Annotated in this window: 16 protein-coding genes and 1 tRNA gene; 6 read left to right on the top strand and 11 right to left on the bottom strand. The window is 71.7% G+C overall.

What is annotated here, in order from left to right:
• Positions 1-106: 106 nt before the first annotated feature.
• Both HZZ00_RS17095 and HZZ00_RS17090 read left to right on the top strand, forming a co-directional pair.
• A complete protein-coding gene (locus HZZ00_RS17095; RefSeq protein ID WP_180332995.1) occupies positions 107-820 on the top strand; it encodes a DUF4232 domain-containing protein in 714 nt (237 codons plus the stop codon).
• Positions 821-944: 124 nt separating this feature from the next.
• Positions 945-1039 (top strand) — tRNA-OTHER (locus tag HZZ00_RS17090).
• A gap of 63 nt (positions 1040-1102) precedes the next feature.
• On the opposite strand, the gene HZZ00_RS17085 is transcribed toward HZZ00_RS17090, so the two are convergent.
• The 3 genes from HZZ00_RS17085 to HZZ00_RS17075 are packed head-to-tail and all read right to left on the bottom strand — an operon-like array spanning position 1103 to position 4177.
• Positions 1103-1753, bottom strand: coding sequence for a hypothetical protein (locus tag HZZ00_RS17085; protein WP_257585845.1), 651 nt, complete (start codon positions 1751-1753; stop codon positions 1103-1105).
• Between the two features lie 25 nt (positions 1754-1778).
• Positions 1779-3497: a HAMP domain-containing sensor histidine kinase gene (locus HZZ00_RS17080; RefSeq protein ID WP_180332994.1), complete on the bottom strand. Its 1719-nt coding sequence runs from the start codon at positions 3495-3497 to the stop codon at positions 1779-1781.
• Positions 3491-4177, bottom strand: a complete 687-nt coding sequence (locus HZZ00_RS17075; RefSeq protein ID WP_180332993.1) for a response regulator transcription factor — start codon at positions 4175-4177, stop codon at positions 3491-3493. The genes HZZ00_RS17080 and HZZ00_RS17075 overlap by 7 nt, the downstream gene beginning before the upstream one ends.
• Before the next feature lie 172 nt (positions 4178-4349).
• On the opposite strand from HZZ00_RS17075, the gene HZZ00_RS17070 reads away from it, so the two are divergent.
• The gene (locus tag HZZ00_RS17070) at positions 4350-4496 is read left to right on the top strand and encodes a hypothetical protein (RefSeq protein ID WP_180332992.1); all 147 of its coding nucleotides are present in this window, start codon (positions 4350-4352) and stop codon (positions 4494-4496) included.
• 8 nt (positions 4497-4504) lie between these two features.
• A complete protein-coding gene (locus HZZ00_RS17065) occupies positions 4505-5509 on the top strand; it encodes a peptidoglycan-binding protein (protein WP_180332991.1) in 1005 nt (334 codons plus the stop codon).
• A 100-nt stretch (positions 5510-5609) separates the two neighbouring features.
• Here the strand turns inward: HZZ00_RS17065 and HZZ00_RS17060 are convergent, their stop codons facing one another.
• Positions 5610-6584 carry an Lrp/AsnC family transcriptional regulator gene (locus tag HZZ00_RS17060; RefSeq protein WP_257585843.1) on the bottom strand — a complete coding sequence of 325 codons (975 nt, stop codon included), beginning with the start codon at positions 6582-6584 and terminating at the stop codon, positions 5610-5612.
• A gap of 102 nt (positions 6585-6686) precedes the next feature.
• Between HZZ00_RS17060 and HZZ00_RS17055 the strand changes: the two genes are divergently transcribed.
• Positions 6687-7496 (top strand): inositol monophosphatase family protein, encoded by an 810-nt coding sequence (locus tag HZZ00_RS17055; RefSeq protein WP_180332990.1) that lies wholly within the window; start codon positions 6687-6689, stop codon positions 7494-7496.
• Between the two features lie 63 nt (positions 7497-7559).
• On the opposite strand, the gene HZZ00_RS17050 is transcribed toward HZZ00_RS17055, so the two are convergent.
• The 5 genes from HZZ00_RS17050 to HZZ00_RS17030 form a co-directional block, all read right to left on the bottom strand.
• On the bottom strand, positions 7560-7832 hold the full coding sequence (locus tag HZZ00_RS17050; RefSeq protein WP_180332989.1) for a DUF4190 domain-containing protein: 273 nt from the start codon (positions 7830-7832) through the stop codon (positions 7560-7562).
• Between the two features lie 136 nt (positions 7833-7968).
• Positions 7969-8307, bottom strand: a complete 339-nt coding sequence (locus tag HZZ00_RS17045) for an STAS domain-containing protein (RefSeq protein ID WP_180332988.1) — start codon at positions 8305-8307, stop codon at positions 7969-7971.
• Entirely contained in the window at positions 8304-9587 is a 1284-nt protein-coding gene (locus HZZ00_RS17040; RefSeq protein ID WP_180333557.1) for a PP2C family protein-serine/threonine phosphatase, read from the bottom strand. The genes HZZ00_RS17045 and HZZ00_RS17040 overlap by 4 nt, the downstream gene beginning before the upstream one ends.
• Entirely contained in the window at positions 9587-10390 is an 804-nt protein-coding gene (locus HZZ00_RS17035; RefSeq protein ID WP_180332987.1) for an alpha/beta fold hydrolase, read from the bottom strand. The genes HZZ00_RS17040 and HZZ00_RS17035 overlap by 1 nt, the downstream gene beginning before the upstream one ends.
• A 177-nt stretch (positions 10391-10567) precedes the next feature.
• Positions 10568-11152, bottom strand: a complete 585-nt coding sequence (locus HZZ00_RS17030) for a helix-turn-helix domain-containing protein (protein WP_180332986.1) — start codon at positions 11150-11152, stop codon at positions 10568-10570.
• A gap of 316 nt (positions 11153-11468) precedes the next feature.
• On the opposite strand from HZZ00_RS17030, the gene HZZ00_RS17025 reads away from it, so the two are divergent.
• Entirely contained in the window at positions 11469-12176 is a 708-nt protein-coding gene (locus HZZ00_RS17025) for a B3/4 domain-containing protein (protein WP_180332985.1), read from the top strand.
• A 54-nt stretch (positions 12177-12230) separates the two neighbouring features.
• Here HZZ00_RS17025 and HZZ00_RS17020 read toward each other — a convergent pair whose 3' ends face one another.
• Both HZZ00_RS17020 and HZZ00_RS17015 read right to left on the bottom strand, forming a co-directional pair.
• A complete protein-coding gene (locus HZZ00_RS17020; protein WP_180332984.1) occupies positions 12231-12791 on the bottom strand; it encodes a hypothetical protein in 561 nt (186 codons plus the stop codon).
• A 331-nt stretch (positions 12792-13122) separates the two neighbouring features.
• Entirely contained in the window at positions 13123-14685 is a 1563-nt protein-coding gene (locus HZZ00_RS17015; RefSeq protein ID WP_257585842.1) for an alpha-L-arabinofuranosidase B, read from the bottom strand.
• Positions 14686-14766: the final 81 nt, after the last annotated feature.

Below are 14766 nucleotides of genomic sequence, written 5' to 3'. Positions count from 1 at the left end.
CGACCGGCATCGCAACGGCCCGCCTCCCAGCAGGCATCTGCGAAGACGAACGACAGCGGCTCGCCGGTTCGAGCGGGCCGGACCAGACCACTTCGCAGGAGTGCACATGCGTGTCAGGAAGATCTCCGCCCTCGCCGTGATCGTCGCCGCGGCGGGCCTCTCATTGACCGCGTGCGGCGGCAGCGACGGTTCGAGCACGGCGGCACAGGGCAGCACGTCGGCTTCCGCGAGCGGCTCCACGGGCGGCCAGGGCACGGCCGGCGCGTCCTCCTCCGGCACCTCCGGCGACACCGGCGGCAACACCGGGACCGGCACCGGTGGCAGCGCCGGCACGGGAGCCGGCACCGGCGGCGGCACCGGGAAGAAGGCCGCCGCCCGGACCGGGACCGCCGCGTCGGGCGCTCCGTGCAAGACCGCGCACCTCGGCTTCAGCGCCGCCTCCGCGGGAGTCGCGAACGAGATCGTCGTCAACCTGAAGAACACCGGCTCCACCACCTGCAGCATGCACGGCTTCCCCGGCGTCCAACTCCTCGGTGCCGACGGCCTGGGCGACGAAGGCCCCGACGCCGCCCGCACCGACACCACCGCGCCCGCCGTCACCATCGCCCCCGGCGAGGAGACCCGCTTCCTCCTCCACTACATCCCCGACACCAGCGGCTCCGGCAAGACCTACACCAAGCTCGCCGTCACCCCGCCCGACGAGACCGTCTTCGACGTCATGGACCTCGACGGCCTGAACATCACCGTCCCCGCCACCGCCGGCAACGCCCCCGACGTCTACGTCGACCCCGTCGGCTACCACACCGGCACCGGCAAGTGACCGCACCGGCGGTTCGGGGCACCGGCGCCCTCGCCCCGGTCTTCGACATGTCAGTCCCGTGTCAGGGGCCCGTGTCACTCTCTTTCACGTGAACAGCCCCGGAGATCACCGGGGCCGGGAGCGAGGAGAGGTGCCCGGAGTGGTTGATCGGGGACCGGCGAGCACGCCTCGGGGTCGGATCCGCAAGGGTCCACGCAGGTTCGAATCCTGCCCTCTCCGCCTCGTCCGGCACGCCGCTCACCGCGTAACTCCCGCGGAGCGGCGTGCCGATCGCGTGCGCGTTCAGTTCACGCAGGCGTCGAGCGCCGACGACGGGCGCGGGAGCGCCGCCGCCTCGACGACACGGCCGGTCAGGTCCTCCCACGGGCGCGGCGCGACGACCGGCACGCCGGCTGCCCGTGCCTGCGCGGCGAGCCACCGGCCGTACAGCACGCTGACCCGTGCGCGATGGCGCTGCGGTCCGGCCTCCGGTTCCCGTCGCAGGTAGTTGGCCGTCACCTGCGCCTCGTCGTCTTCGTGCAGGAAGACGGCGCGGACCCGGTCTTCCGGCGTCGCCGGTGCGGGCAGGATGTAGTCGCCTTCCAGGATCACCGGGGTGTCGGTGTCCACGTGGTTGGCGACCACCGCGTCGATCGCCGGTGCCAGTGCCCGCGCGATCGCGATCTGCCGCTCGACCACCGACTCGGGCGCCTGGCGGGCGGCTTCGGGGTGAGTACGCCAGAAGTGGATCTCCGGCAGATGCTCGGGCAGGGTCACCGCGAGGAGGGCCTCCACGATGTCGTCGGCCTCCACGACGGGAATGCCGTACCGCCGCGCCAGTGCCCGGCCGACACCGGTCTTCCCCATTCCCGACGCGCCCCCGACGACGAGCACCCGCCAGTCGGGAAGATCCCGTTCCCCGAGCGGGTTCCGCTCCTCGTCCGCGCTGTTCATGCGGGCATGGTACTGAACGGCGGTTCTACGGCGTCTCCTCGCCGGAACGCCGTCGCGGTCCCGCCGGCCTGTGCCTGCGCCGTGCCGTGCGCGCGGCGAGCAGTGCGTCGGCCACGGCAGGCATGCCTTCGTCCCGGAGGACGTCGGCGAGGCCGGTGACCTCCCAGGCAGGCGCCTGGCGTGCGACGTGGCGGAGCAGCGCGCGGAGGTGGCGGTCGCGCCCGGCGGTGAGGAGGGCGCGTGCCAGGTCGGGCACGACGTCTTCGAGCGGCTGGTGTGCGGCGTGGTGGGTGAAGAGTGCGGGGATGTCGTCGGGCTGGTCCCAGGCGTGCAGGAGTTCGGTGACCAGCGGCTGGGTGTCCGCGTGCGTGAGGGGGAGCCGTACGGTGAACCGGGCGCCCCCGCGCTCTTCCCGGCCGGGGGCGAGCGTGAGGGTGCCGTGGTGCAGCGTGGTGATGCGGCGGGCGATGGCCAGGCCGAGACCGGTGCCCCCGGTGTCCCGTGTCCGCGCGTCGTCGAGCCGGCTGAAGCGTTCGAAGATCGTTTCCCGGTGTTCGGGCGGGATGGGCGCGCCGTCGTTGGCCACGTCGATCACGGCCTGCCGGTGTTCGTGGTCCGCGGTGAGCGTGACGGTGATCGTGGTGGCCGCGTGCCGTTCGGCATTGTCGAGGAGGTTGTCCAGGACGCGGGTGAGCAGGCCTGGGTGGCCGGTCACGGGCGCGGGTTCGTCGGGCGTGGTGACGGCGAGGCCCAGATGATCGGGTACGCCACGGCGGGCGACGGTGCCGCGGATCAGTTCGGACAGTTCGACCTGCTTGGTCAGGAGGGTTCTCGCGTGTGCGGCCTGCGCGTCGAGGCGGGCCAGGAGCAGCAGGTTCGTGGTGATGTCCTGGACGTGGAGGGTGTCTTGGAGGGCGTCACGGGCGGCGTCGGTCCAGTCCGCGGTCCCGGAGCCGGTGAGCGCGAGTTCGAGTTCGGCACGCAGGCAGGCGAGCGGGGTGCGCAGTTCATGGGCCACGTCGGAGGTGAACTGCCGTTGCCGGGCGGCCGCCGCGTCCAGGCGGTCCAGGGCGCTGTTCATCGTCGCCACCAGCCGCGTGAACTCCCCGCCGCCGCGCGGTTCGGGTATGCGCTGGTCGAGGCGGCTCAGACTCAGTGCGGCGAACTGCGTCCGGATGCCGTCCACCGGTCTGAGGACCTGGCCGACGACCAGCCATGTCCCGCCGGCGATCACCAGTGTGAGGCCCAGCGTGCCGCCCGCCAGCCACCACGCAGTGGTGTTCAGCCGCCGCTGGTCCGACCAGGCGTCCGCGAGAGGGTCGGAGTCCTCCCTTGTCAACGACCGGGATGTCCCGTCGGCCCGGATCAGTTCGACGGGCGTCGCGTCGTGCTGGTCCGTCCACGGCCGCAGAGACAGGTGTTCGCCCCGGAGGTGGGGGATGGTGTCGTCCTGACCGGTGGACGAGTCGAACCCTTGGGTGCGCCAGTCGCGGGAGGTGTCGCCGCATGTGTCGTCGAAACTGGTTTCGCACAGGGGTGATTCGGTCACCACGGCGCCGGTGCCGTCGGTGACCCGCTGGAATGCCGACGTCAGCAGCGAGTCGCGCGCGGCGACGGCGGAGGCGACGGCGGCCAGGGTCAGCAGCACGGCGGCGAGAGCGGATACCGCGAGGGTCAGTCGCAGCCGTACGCCGACCGGGCGCGGGCCGGGTTCGGTTCGCGGTGGGCGACGCGTCCTCAGCACGACGTCTCCCGCGGGACTTCGAGCCGGTAGCCGGTTCCGCGGACGGTGCGGATGGACCGCAGTCCGAAGGGGGTGTCGATCTTGCGGCGCAGGGCGCTGACGTGGACCTCCACCACGTTCACGTCTCCGTCGAACCGGTCGTCCCAGACATGCTCCAGGATCTCCGTCTTCGTGACCGTTTGACCGCCGCGCCGTGCCAGGTACTCCAGGACCGAGAACTCCCGCGCCGTCAGGGCCACCGGCACCGTGCCGCGACGGCAGTGCCGGGCGGCGGGATCCACTTCGAGATCCCCGATCCGCAGTACGGTCGGACGCTGCGGCTGTCCGCGCCGCATCAGCGCCCGCAGCCGGGCCAGGAGCGTCACGAACGAGAACGGCTTGGTCACGTAGTCGTCCGCGCCGACATCCAGGCCTTCCGCCTCGTCGTACTCCCCGTCCATCGCGGTCAGCATCAGCACCGGCACCCAGATGCCCGCCTCACGCAACCGGCCGCACACGGCGTATCCGTGCAGCCCCGGCAGCATCACGTCCAGCACGATCGCGTCGTACGGGTTCTCGCCCGCACGCTCCAGGCCCGACGGCCCGTCGTGTGCGACGTCCACCGCCCATCCCTCACCGACCAGGCCGCGCCGCAGCAGCTCCGCCATCCGCCGGTCGTCCTCAACCACGAGTACGCGCATGACTCCAGCATGAGGGAGCCGGCCTGTGGCCAACCTGAAGAAGCCTTCTCCGGACGGGAGTTGAGGACTGCGCTTCAGGAACGTTCAGCTTCTCCACAGCCCCTCGCTGCCACGGTCGATGCCAGGCGCCGAACGGACGGCGCAGTCTCACCCGACACCAGGAGGAGCCCTCATGAGCGAGAGCGAGCAGACCCCGCCGTACCCGGAAGGTGGTGCCGGCGTCTTCGACGTCGACCCCGACCAGACCGGCGTCAGCCAGGACCCCGACCACGAGGTCGCCTCCGACCTCGACGCCCTCCCCGACGACATGGAGCTCTGAGAACCGCCATGGGAACCGCACAGGGAATGATCGCCGCCGCCCGCAAGCTGCTCGGCACCACCGAGCACCCGCCCGGCTCGAACCACAACGCCGTCACCGCCTGGTACGGCTTCTCCGGCCCTTGGTGTGACATGTCCATCAGCTACGAGGCCGCCCACTCCGGCAACCTCTCCGCGGTGATGGGCAAGTTCGCCCTGACCACCGCCCACGCCCGTGCCTTCCAGGCACACGGACGCTGGCACTACGGCCTGGGCGGCATCCGCCCCGGCGACGTCGTCTTCTTCGACTTCTCCGGCGGCCGTTCCATCGGCGGCATCGACCACGTCGGACTGGTCGAGGCGGTGCACTCCAACGGGACCGTCACCACTTTGGAGGGCAACACCTCCGACGCCTTCCGCCGCCGGGTCCGCGGCCGTGCGTGCGTGGTCGGCTACGGGCGCCCCGCCTACGACGGCGCCGCCCCGATGCCGTCCCACGACGGCATCCTGCGCAAGGGCTCCACCGGCAACGCCGTGAAGACCCTGCAGAAGGAGCTCGACACCGTCCAGAAGGCCGGTCTCACCGTCGACGGGCAGTTCGGCACCGCGACCGACAAGGCACTGCGTACCTTCCAGGCCGGGCACAAGCTGACCGTCGACGGTGAGTACGGCCCGCACACCGCCGCCGTGATGAAGGCGGCGCTCGCCGGGAAGCCCGGCGTCGTCAAGCCCAGGGCCCTCGTCGCCGCGGCCACCGGCCCGCTCCGGGTGGACGGCGAGTTCGGACCGGCCACCTGCGCCGCACTGCAGCGTGCCCTCGACGCCAAGGAGGGCGCGGGCCTGGACGTGGACGGCGCCTTCGGACCGCTGACGGTCAAGGCCCTCCAGACCTACCTGAAGGTCGCCGCCGACGGCATCACCGGGCCCGCCACCGTCACCGCCCTCAACGCGCACCTCGGCGTCGGCTCCGGGGCCACCTGGGACACGAGCACCACCACCCGGCTCCAGGAGGCCCTCAACGCGGGCACCTTCTGAACCGACCGCGCCGGGCGCTCCACGCCACGTGGGGCGCCCGGTCGCCAGGAGGGCGTCCGCACCTGGCCGGCGTGCGTCCGGGTGTGGACCGCAGGGGTTCTCATCGGCCGGGTGTCCGGGCCGCGACGGGTTTGCCCGGTCGCTTGACCGCCTGCCCGATGACGACGGTCTCGACGGCATCGACACCGAGGCCGCCCAGGTCGCGGGTGATGAACCGGTAGAGGTGCGCCAGGTCGCGCACCCAGACGGCGGCGTGCAGGTTGGCGACGCCTGTGGTGGCGAAGGCCCCGTGCACCGCCGGGTGCCTGCCCAGCGTCCGTCCGGCCGTGTCGAGCCGGTCGGGCGCCACCCGCATCATCACGTTGGCGTCGATGGTCAGTCCCAGACGCCTGGGATCGACCACGACGTGCGTGCGCAGCCGTCCCGTGGCGGCGAGGCGTGCGATGCGACGCCGCACGGTGGACTCGGGGTGCCCGGTGTGCGCGGCCACGGTGGCGGCCGGTGTTCTCGCGTCGGATTCCAGCACGGCCATGATGTCCCGGTCGATGTCGTCCGTTGTTCCGTGACCGGCTGTCGTGACCGGGGTCAGGGCGGTGCGTTCGGCCTCGGTGAGCACGCCGTGACGCCAGTCCGAGGCCTCGGCGAACGCGTGCAGGATGGTGTCGGCGGTGACCGAGGTGACGGCCCGGGTCGCCGGCAGTTCGCGGAAGACCAGGTGATCCCGGGTGCCGGGCCGGGTCCAGGAGACGGCGAGGATCTCGTCGCCCGAGGCCGACAGGTCGACGAACGGGATGTCCGGTCGGGCCACCAGCGCGGCGGTGAGGGCGTCGAGCCTGCCGCCGAGGGCACGGATCCGCAGCAACAACGCGCCTACGGCGTCGGGACGTTCGGGCAGCGCGACGACCCGGCAGACGCCCTCGGCCGTCAACGCCTGCCACCGCCGGTGCACCGTGCGCGGGCTCATGCCCAGCACCGCGCCGGCCCGGTGCGCGGACAGCCGCCCGTCACACTGCAGCGCCGCGACAAGCCGCTGGTCCCGTTCGTCGAGGACGCCATCCGCCATTTCTTCGGTCACGGGTGGCAGTATCGCTCACGTTCGCGGCGCGGAGGGCGGGTGGCCGAGAGTCCGGGGCGAGGATCGAAGCGTTCCCGTTCGTCTCACCCAACGGAGCTCACGATGACCACGTACGACAACCTGCTGACCGGTATGGAGGCCGCCGCGCGCGAGGCCGGCGAGTTGCTGGGGAAGCTGCCGCGTCCCGTGGCAGCGGCCACCTTCGACGGCTACGCCCGGGCCTGGCGGGAACTGGAGGCGCCGGTCGTGGCGGTGCTGCGGGACCGCCTGGCGACCCTCCGCCCGCACGTGGGCTGGACGGAGGAACTGGACAGCCTGGCCGCGCTGCCCGCCGACGGCGAGATGTGGTGCGTCGACGTGGTCGACGGTGCGGTGCAGTTCATGCAGGGGCTGCCGCAGTTCTGCGTCAGCCTGGCGCTCGTCCGTGACGGGAGGCCCGTAGCGGCCGTACTGCACGCACCGCTGTTCGGCGAGACCTACCTGGCCGCCCACGGCCTCGGCGCCACGCGTGACGGCCGCCCCGTCCGGCCTTCGGTCAAGACCGACGCGGCCGCCGCGATCGTCGCAACCAGCCAGCCCCCGCTCATCGCCCGGCAGCCCGAAGCGGCACACGAGGCGGGCCGCTCCCTCACCGCCGTACTTCCCCACGTGGGCGCCGTGCGCAACCTGGGACCCACCTCCTGGCAGATCGCCGACACCGCCGCCGGCCGCCTCGACGCGTTCTGGCAGTACGGCCGCGACGACACCAACCTGCTGGCGGGCGTGCTGATCGCCCGGGAGGCGGGCGCCGTCGTCACCGACCTGCACGGCGATCCCTGGTCCGCCGGCGCGGACGGCAGCCTCGTCGCGTCCGCGCATCTGCACGGCCGGCTGCTGGACATCCTCACCGAGGGCGGCGCCCCACGGCGGTGACCCCGTCCGTCCGTGCCCTCGGCGGATCACGTGGGCGCCATGCGCGGTCAAGGCGGGCGCGGATCAGCCGATGTGCCAGGAGAAGCTGCCGCCGTTGCCGGCGGCGACGGCGAACATCAGGATCATGAGGACGATGTCGAGCACTCCGAGGCCGATGTCCCACTTCGCCATCAAGGAACCGGTCTGACGCAGTGCCACGGCACCGAAGACGATGGCCAGCGGGCCCAGGACGATCGGCAGGAGGAAGATGCCGACGATGCCGCAGACCAGTCCCGCGATCGCCAGTCCGCTGGTCCGGCTCGTCTTGTGCGTGCCTGTTCGGCTGTAGGACGCCATTGGTGTCTCCCAAACCGTTGTGTGACTCTGTCTTTACCCTTCGGTTTCCTTCTGGTTGCCCGTCACCGCCGGGTCATGCCTGCGAGGGGGCGCACAAGTCCCCCTCCGTGTACGGCCGTCGGTGTCCCCCTGGCGGTCACGGCCGGTCGGTGGCCGGGCTGCCGGGCAGGACGGTGAAGATCTGGTCGAGGCCCACGATGCGCAGGATGCGCATCGTGTGGTCGGGTACGGCGGCCAGGGCGATGTCCGCCTGGGCGGCGAGGGCGTGGTTACGGGCGGCGATCAGGGCGGTGATGCCACTGGAGTCGCAGAACTCCATGCCGGCCAGGTCCAGGACGAGACGGCAGCCCGGCCGCAGGGTGATCGTGGCGATCCGCTCACGCAGCTCGTCGGCGTTGGTGAAGTCGAGTTCGCCGAAGACCTCCACGACGGGGCCCGTCGCGCCGTCTCGGGTGGCGATCCTCAGCGGGCTCATGGTCTGTTCCTCGTGTGCGGGTGGGTGGCCGGGACGCCCAGGGCGAGCAGGGCGGTGTCGTCGTCGAGGCCGGCGGAGAGGCTGTCGAGCAACCCGGTCAGGGCTTTGACGACGGCGTCGGGCGGGTCGCCGGCGTGGCTCGTGGCGAAGTCGAGCAGGGCGTCGTCGCCGTACAGGCTGGTCCGGTCTGCGCCGGTGCGGGCTTCGGTGAGGCCGTCGGTGTAGAGCAGGAGGGTGTCGCCCGGGCCGAGGACGGTGGTGGCGGTGGTGAAGTGTGCCGTGGGCAGGACGCCGACGAGGAGACCGCCGGGAGTGGGCAGGAAATCGGCCGTGCCGTCGCCACGCAGCACCAGGGCGGGCGGATGACCACCGGAGGCGAGGCGGACGGCGACCTGCCCGGTCGTGGCATCGGGTTCGAGCGTGCCGAAGATCGCGGTGCAGTAGCGCGGGTCCCGGCCGGAGTAGCGCTCGTGCAGCACCTTGTTCAGGGTGCCGAGGGCGGAGACGGGGTCGGCGTCGTGGAGGGCGGCGGCGCGCAGGGTGTAGCGGGTCAGTGAGGTGAGCGCGGCGGCCTGCGGGCCCTTCCCGCACACGTCGCCGAGGAAGAACCCGGAGCGGGTGCCGTCGATGGGGAAGACGTCGTAGAAGTCGCCGCCCAGCCGGTCCGGGGAGGCGGTGTGGTAGTAGGCGGCCGTCTCCACACCGGGCAGCCGCGGAAGGGTGTCGGGCAGCAGCGACTGCTGGAGCACGGCGAGGGCTTCCTGGAGCCTGGCCCGGTCGGCCTCCGCCTGTCTGCGTGCCGCCTCGGCCGCCTTGCGGCCGCGCAGCAGTTCCTCCTCGTAGGCGCGGCGGTCCCGGGCGTCGAAGACGGTGGTGCGGATCAGCAGGGGCTCGCCCATGCTGCCGTGCTTGACCACCGAGGAGACCAGCACCGGGATCCGGCCACCGCCGGCCTGCTTGATCTCCAGCGCGATGCCACTGATCTCGCCCTGCATCCGCAGCAGCGGAGCGAAGTGCGTCTCGTGGTAGAGCTTGCCGCCCACGGTCAGCAGGTCGGTGAACCGCATCCGGCCCACCACCGCCGCGCGTTCGAGACCGAGCCAGTTCAGCAGCGTGGTGTTGATCTTGGCGATGGTGCCGTCCATCAGCGTGGACAGGTATCCGCAGGGGGCGCTGTCGTACAGTTCCTCGGCGCTGTCCTCCAGCAGTGCCGCGAACGCCGCTGTGTCGAGTTCGTCGTCCGAGTCCTGCGGGTCGGGCTGCTGGTCAAAGCGGCACATCATCGCAGGCCCGCCAGGAAGGCCGTGATCGCCTCGTTGGTCGCTTCGGGCGCGGACAGGTGCGGGCAGTGCCCGGTGGCGTCCAGGGTGACCAGGGTGGAGCCGGGTATCGACTGGTGGACGAAGGCCCCGACCTCGCGTGGTGCGATGACGTCCTGGGTGCATTCCAGCACCAGCGTCGGCACCCGCACGCTCTTCAGGTCGTCACGGGAATCCGAGAGGAACGTGGTGCGGGCGAAGACGCGTGCCATGTCCGGGTCGGTGGCGCAGAAACTGTTCTTCAGTTCCTCCCCCAGTTCGGGCCGGTCGGCATTGCCCATGATCACCGGTGCCATCGCCGCCGACCAGCCCAGGTAGTTCGAGTCCAGGGAGGCGAGCAGCTCGTCGATGTCCTCGGCGCTGAACCCGCCCCGGTAACCGTCCTCGTCGATGTAGCGGGGAGAGGGGGCAACCATCACCAGCGCGCCGATCCGCTCCGGTGCCACGGCGGCGGCCTGGACGCCGATCATCGCGCTGACCGAGTGCCCCACGAAGACCGCGTCGCGCAGGTCGAGCGCCTCGCACACCTCGACCGCGTCCCGGGCGTAGCCGTCGAGGCAGGAGTACCGCTCCTCGGAGAAGGCGGACAGCTCCGAGCGGCCCGAACCAACGTAGTCGAAGAGCACCACACGGTAGTCCCGGGCCAGCGCGGGAACGGTCAGGCGCCACATGTTCTGGTCGCATCCGAAGCCATGCGCCAGCACCACCGCAGGCCCGTGGGGATTGCCGGTGACGGTCACGTTGTTCCTGCGGGCGATGTCCATTCATCCAGTCTCTCAGCCGCTGCCCGCGCCTTCGACGCGCCCCTCGACCACCTCGCCCGCTCCCGCCATCCCACGCCCCTTCGCTTCCGCGGTGCCCGCCCGGTCCAATCCACCCGGCCGCTGTCCATGCTCACACGTGCCACTGACAACAGGGTTCGCGGCGAGCGACCGCGCGGTTCAGTTGGCGGAGCCGGGGCCGGGCGGGATGTGGACAGTCATGATCAGGTGGCAGGTCTCCGTGCCGGAACCGCGGTAGGTGTGGGGGGCGTCGCCGTCGAAGGTGGCCGTCTGCCCGGCCCGGACGGCATGCTCGATGCCGTCGACGGCGAGCACCATCTCGCCGGCGGTGACGCTGACGGTCTCCACGACGCCGCTCTGGTGCGGGTGGCTGGGGTACTCCTCGCCCGGTTCCAGTTTCCAGCGCCAGACCTCGACCGGGGACGGGCCCGAGGTGGTCAGCATCAGGCGGGCCTCGCCGCCCTTCTCCCCGGCCCACAGGGGCATGACGGCGTCGGCGGACACCACCCGTACACGGCCCTCGGCCGGCCCTTCCAGCAGCGCGGACACCGAGATGCCCAGGGTGTCGGCGAGCCGGACCAGGGTGGCGAAGTTCGGGTTGCCCTGGGCCTTCTCCAGGCCCACCAGGGCGCCCTTGCTGACCTTGGCGCGACGGCCGAGTTCGTCCAGGGACAGCCCGGCCCGGGTGCGGGCGGCCCTGACGTTGTGTGCGAGCGTCCGCAGCGCCGCTTCGGTCTCGGCCATCGCTGTCAGCCCCTCCAGGCAGGTGGTCGCTCCATTGCACCGCGCGGTCGTTCGGTTGACTATCTCCGGTCGGTGCGCTGTACGGTGTAGTCGTTCCACTGATAGTAAGGGTGAACCGACACATCCACGGCGGCCGGCTCGTCGGCCTGGGCACTGCCGCCGTCGCCGTCAGCCTCCTGGCCCTCACCTGAGAGTCGCGGTACGCCCGCCGCGGCCCCGCCCCGGTGAGGCATCGGCCTCAACGCATAACCCCCTGCAAAGAAGAAGACAGGCCCCCAACCCACCCCTCTTGCCCTGTTCGAACGGACCCCTCCCGATGACCACCTTCCGCATCAGCCCCGCCGTCGCCGACGCCTTCCCGGACACCCTGATCGCCGTCGTCACCGCCACCGGGCTGCGCGGCCACGAGCCCTGGCCCGCCACCACCGCCGCCCTCGACCACCTGGAGCGGCAGCTCGCCGACGGCGCCTGGCAGCCCGCCGACGAGAGCGACCCCCGCATCGAGGCGTGGCACACCGCCTACCGCTCCTTCGGCACCAATCCCCGCCGTGTCCGCCCCAGCGTCGACGCCCTCGGGCGCCGCCTCGCCAAGAAGGGCACGCTGCCCCGGATCAACCCGGCCGTCGACTCCTACAACGCCGTCTCCGTCCGCCACGGACTGCCCGCCGGCGCCTTCGACCTCGACCGCGTCGCCGGTGACGTCCGGATCCGCCACGCCGACGGCACCGAGACCTTCACCCCGCTCGGCGAACCCGGTACCACCGAGCACCCCACCGCCGGCGAGATCGTCTACACCGACGCCATCAACGTACTGACCCGCCACTGGAACCACCGCGACGCCCACCGCACCCGCGTCACCGAAGACTCCACCCGTGTCGCCTTCGTCCTCGAAACCCTCCGCGCCTCCCGCGACGGACACCTCGTCAAGGCCGCCGCCGGTCGGCTGCGGGACCTCCTCGCCCCGCACAGCGATCAGACCCAGGTGCACTACCTCGGCTCCGAGGCGCCTGAGACCACCGTCTGATCTTCCGCCCCGCGGACCGCGAAGGCGGCGGCGTCACCGGGGCGGCCGCCCCGCCTACACCCCGTCTGCCTCGTTCTGCGCAGCGCCGAAGACCGTCTCGGCCTCGCGAATACGCCACTCCTCCAGCGTGTTCTGCTGACGCCGGGCCCGCTCCAGCAGCGTGTCGAGCCGGGCCGGATCAAGTCGCCGGTCGACGGCGGAGAGCCGGCGCAGGGTCTGCCATCCGGCCGCTTTGCCCTCCACGGCGAGGCGCAGCGCCTCCAGCTCCAGCACCGTGCTGAGCGGCGAGCGCCGGACCAGACGCCCGTTTCCCTTCAGCCGTCCCAGTCTCTCGCCCGCCCAGCCCGCGCAGACCTTGTAGCGGCGGACGGGGACGCCCAGGTCCCGCATGATGTCCAGCAACGCCGCCCGGTCCTCGGCGACCTCCATGGCCACGGGACCGACGGCCCGGCCGAGCGCGGAACCGCGACTGGTCCGTGCCAGGTGACCGGCCCGCAGCGCGCCCGCGGTGGCACCGGCCAGATGGTCGTTGAGATAGATGCCGAGCAGTTTGGAGTCCGCGGCACGGGTGCCCGGGCGGCGTGCGGCCGTGGCCGAGGGGGATGGAGCGGTCATGCGAGCCTCCTGTGTGTACCGAGTCCGGCGAGCGGTAGTGGGTCCGGCCAAGCCCGGGTACCCGTCCCGGCACGATGAAGCGCGTGCTCCGCAAGCGCGTCCTCGGGGAAGGAGGAGCAGCGCCTGACCGGCTGGTCCGGCTCGTCCGCTCCGGCGCGCGCCCCGGGGCGGGTGCCGGGCGTGCGGCACCGGCGGTGACCGAGGAGTCACGGGGCTGGTAGGGCAGAGCACGATCCGTTCCCGGGCGCGGGCGCCGTCCGGCGGACGGCACGGGCGCCGCCCTGAGCGGGCGGCGCCCGTGCTGCGGACGTCGGATGTCAGACGGCGCCGGTCAGGCCCACGGCGAGCCCACCACCCAGCTGGTGTCGTCGTTCCAGGAGGTGGCGCTGTCCCAGGCGTTGGAGCCGCCGTTGCTCGCGAGGTAGACGGTGTAGTTGTAGTGGCGCAGGTACTTGTCGGTGTAGTTGACGGACTGGAACGAGTATCCCTGCCCGTTGTGCCCGGTCTGCGGGCAGAAGGTGGCGTCCTGCGCGAACTGCGAGGTGCCGTCGTTGGCGTTGAGCTGGAGTTTGAAGTTGGAGTGGCGCAGGTACTGGCCCGAGGCGTTGGCGGACTCGAAGGAGACGCAGGCGGAGTTGGACAGGCCCGCCCGGACCACCCAGGTCGCGTCGCCCCTGTCGGTGGCGGAACTGGAGGAGGTGACCGGGGCGATCACCACGTTGCTGTCCGCCGCGTCGTGCTGGACGTAGTCGCTGGTGCAGCACGAGGTGGTGGCCCGCAGCGAGATCTTCGAGCCGGGGGTGAGTGAACCCGGTCCGGTGGACGAGCCGTTGCCGTAGCCGACCGAGGTGATGTTGGCCTGTACGGCGTTCTCCGTGGCGTCGGAGGGGTAGCCCGAGGTCATCACGCCCTCGTAGAACGTTCCGGCCGCGCCCTTGCTGTTGTCGCCGCCGATGCCCAGGATGATCGCCCCCTCCTTGTGCATGGGGTTGTAGCCCGAGACGTTGGGGCGCGCCCCGCTGTAGTAGGTCGACAGGCCTCCGGACGCCGCGTTGCCGCCCCGGATGGCCCACTGGTTCGGTCCGCCCTTGACGATGGCGGTCTGGTACCGGTTGCTGACGCTGGGATCGTTGGCGTTGTAACCGGCGTTGACGCCGGAGAACAGGCCGTTCTCCAGGTCGGCCATCACCCACGGCCCGTTGCCCGAGCCGTAGCCCCAGACCTTGATGTTGCCGAAGTAGATGGCCTCCATGTGACCGTTGCCGGTGTCGTTGTTGCTGGTCTCGGCGTTGCCGTAGTCGAAGCAGCAGCCGCCGTTGTAGTGGGTGCCGTCCAGGACGGCGTACATCCCCTCGGCCTGGTCACCGGTGGCGATCCCGGAGGTGTGGTCGTTGCGGTAGCCGGTGCCGGGGGCCACGAAGACGCCGTACGCCTCGTGGCCGGCGACCGTGGTCGGGGCCGCGGTGGCGTTGGCGAGGTTGTCCGGACCGCCGGCCGCGCCGCCGCCGGGGGCCTGGGTGAGGTTGTTGCCCCTGCCGGACTGGTCGTAGATGACGGTGATGACGCAGGTGGTGCCGGAGCAGAAGGAGTCCTGCGCGGCGGCGTTGGCGTATCCGCCGGCGCTCAGCACTCCGATGTCCTTGGTGGTGTTGTCGGAAGCGCGCCGGACCTGGTAGAGCGCCCCGTTGTACGAGGAGTACAGCGCGCGGGTGGTGCTGTGGGCGGCCACGCAGGGGGTGCCGCCGGAGGCGTAGAGGTCGCAGGGCAGCGATCCGGCGGCTTGGGAGGTCTGGGCGCCGCCGACGAGCACGCCGGCGACGAGCGCTCCGGCGGCGGCAGCGGACAGCGCCCACTTTCTGATCCTGCGCAGCAGGCGCGGTGCGGGTGCGGACACGAGTGTCCTCCTTCAGAGGGGGGATGTGGGGGCCCGGGCCGGTGCTCGGGCATGGGGTGCCGTCCCGGCGGGCGTCAGGGG

Origin of the sequence: Streptomyces sp. NEAU-sy36, assembly GCF_013423905.1 — a bacterium.
Taxonomy (GTDB): domain Bacteria; phylum Actinomycetota; class Actinomycetes; order Streptomycetales; family Streptomycetaceae; genus Streptomyces; species Streptomyces misionensis.
The sequence above is the reverse complement of the archived record's forward strand: the minus strand, read 5'-3'. Positions and strand labels throughout refer to the sequence as shown.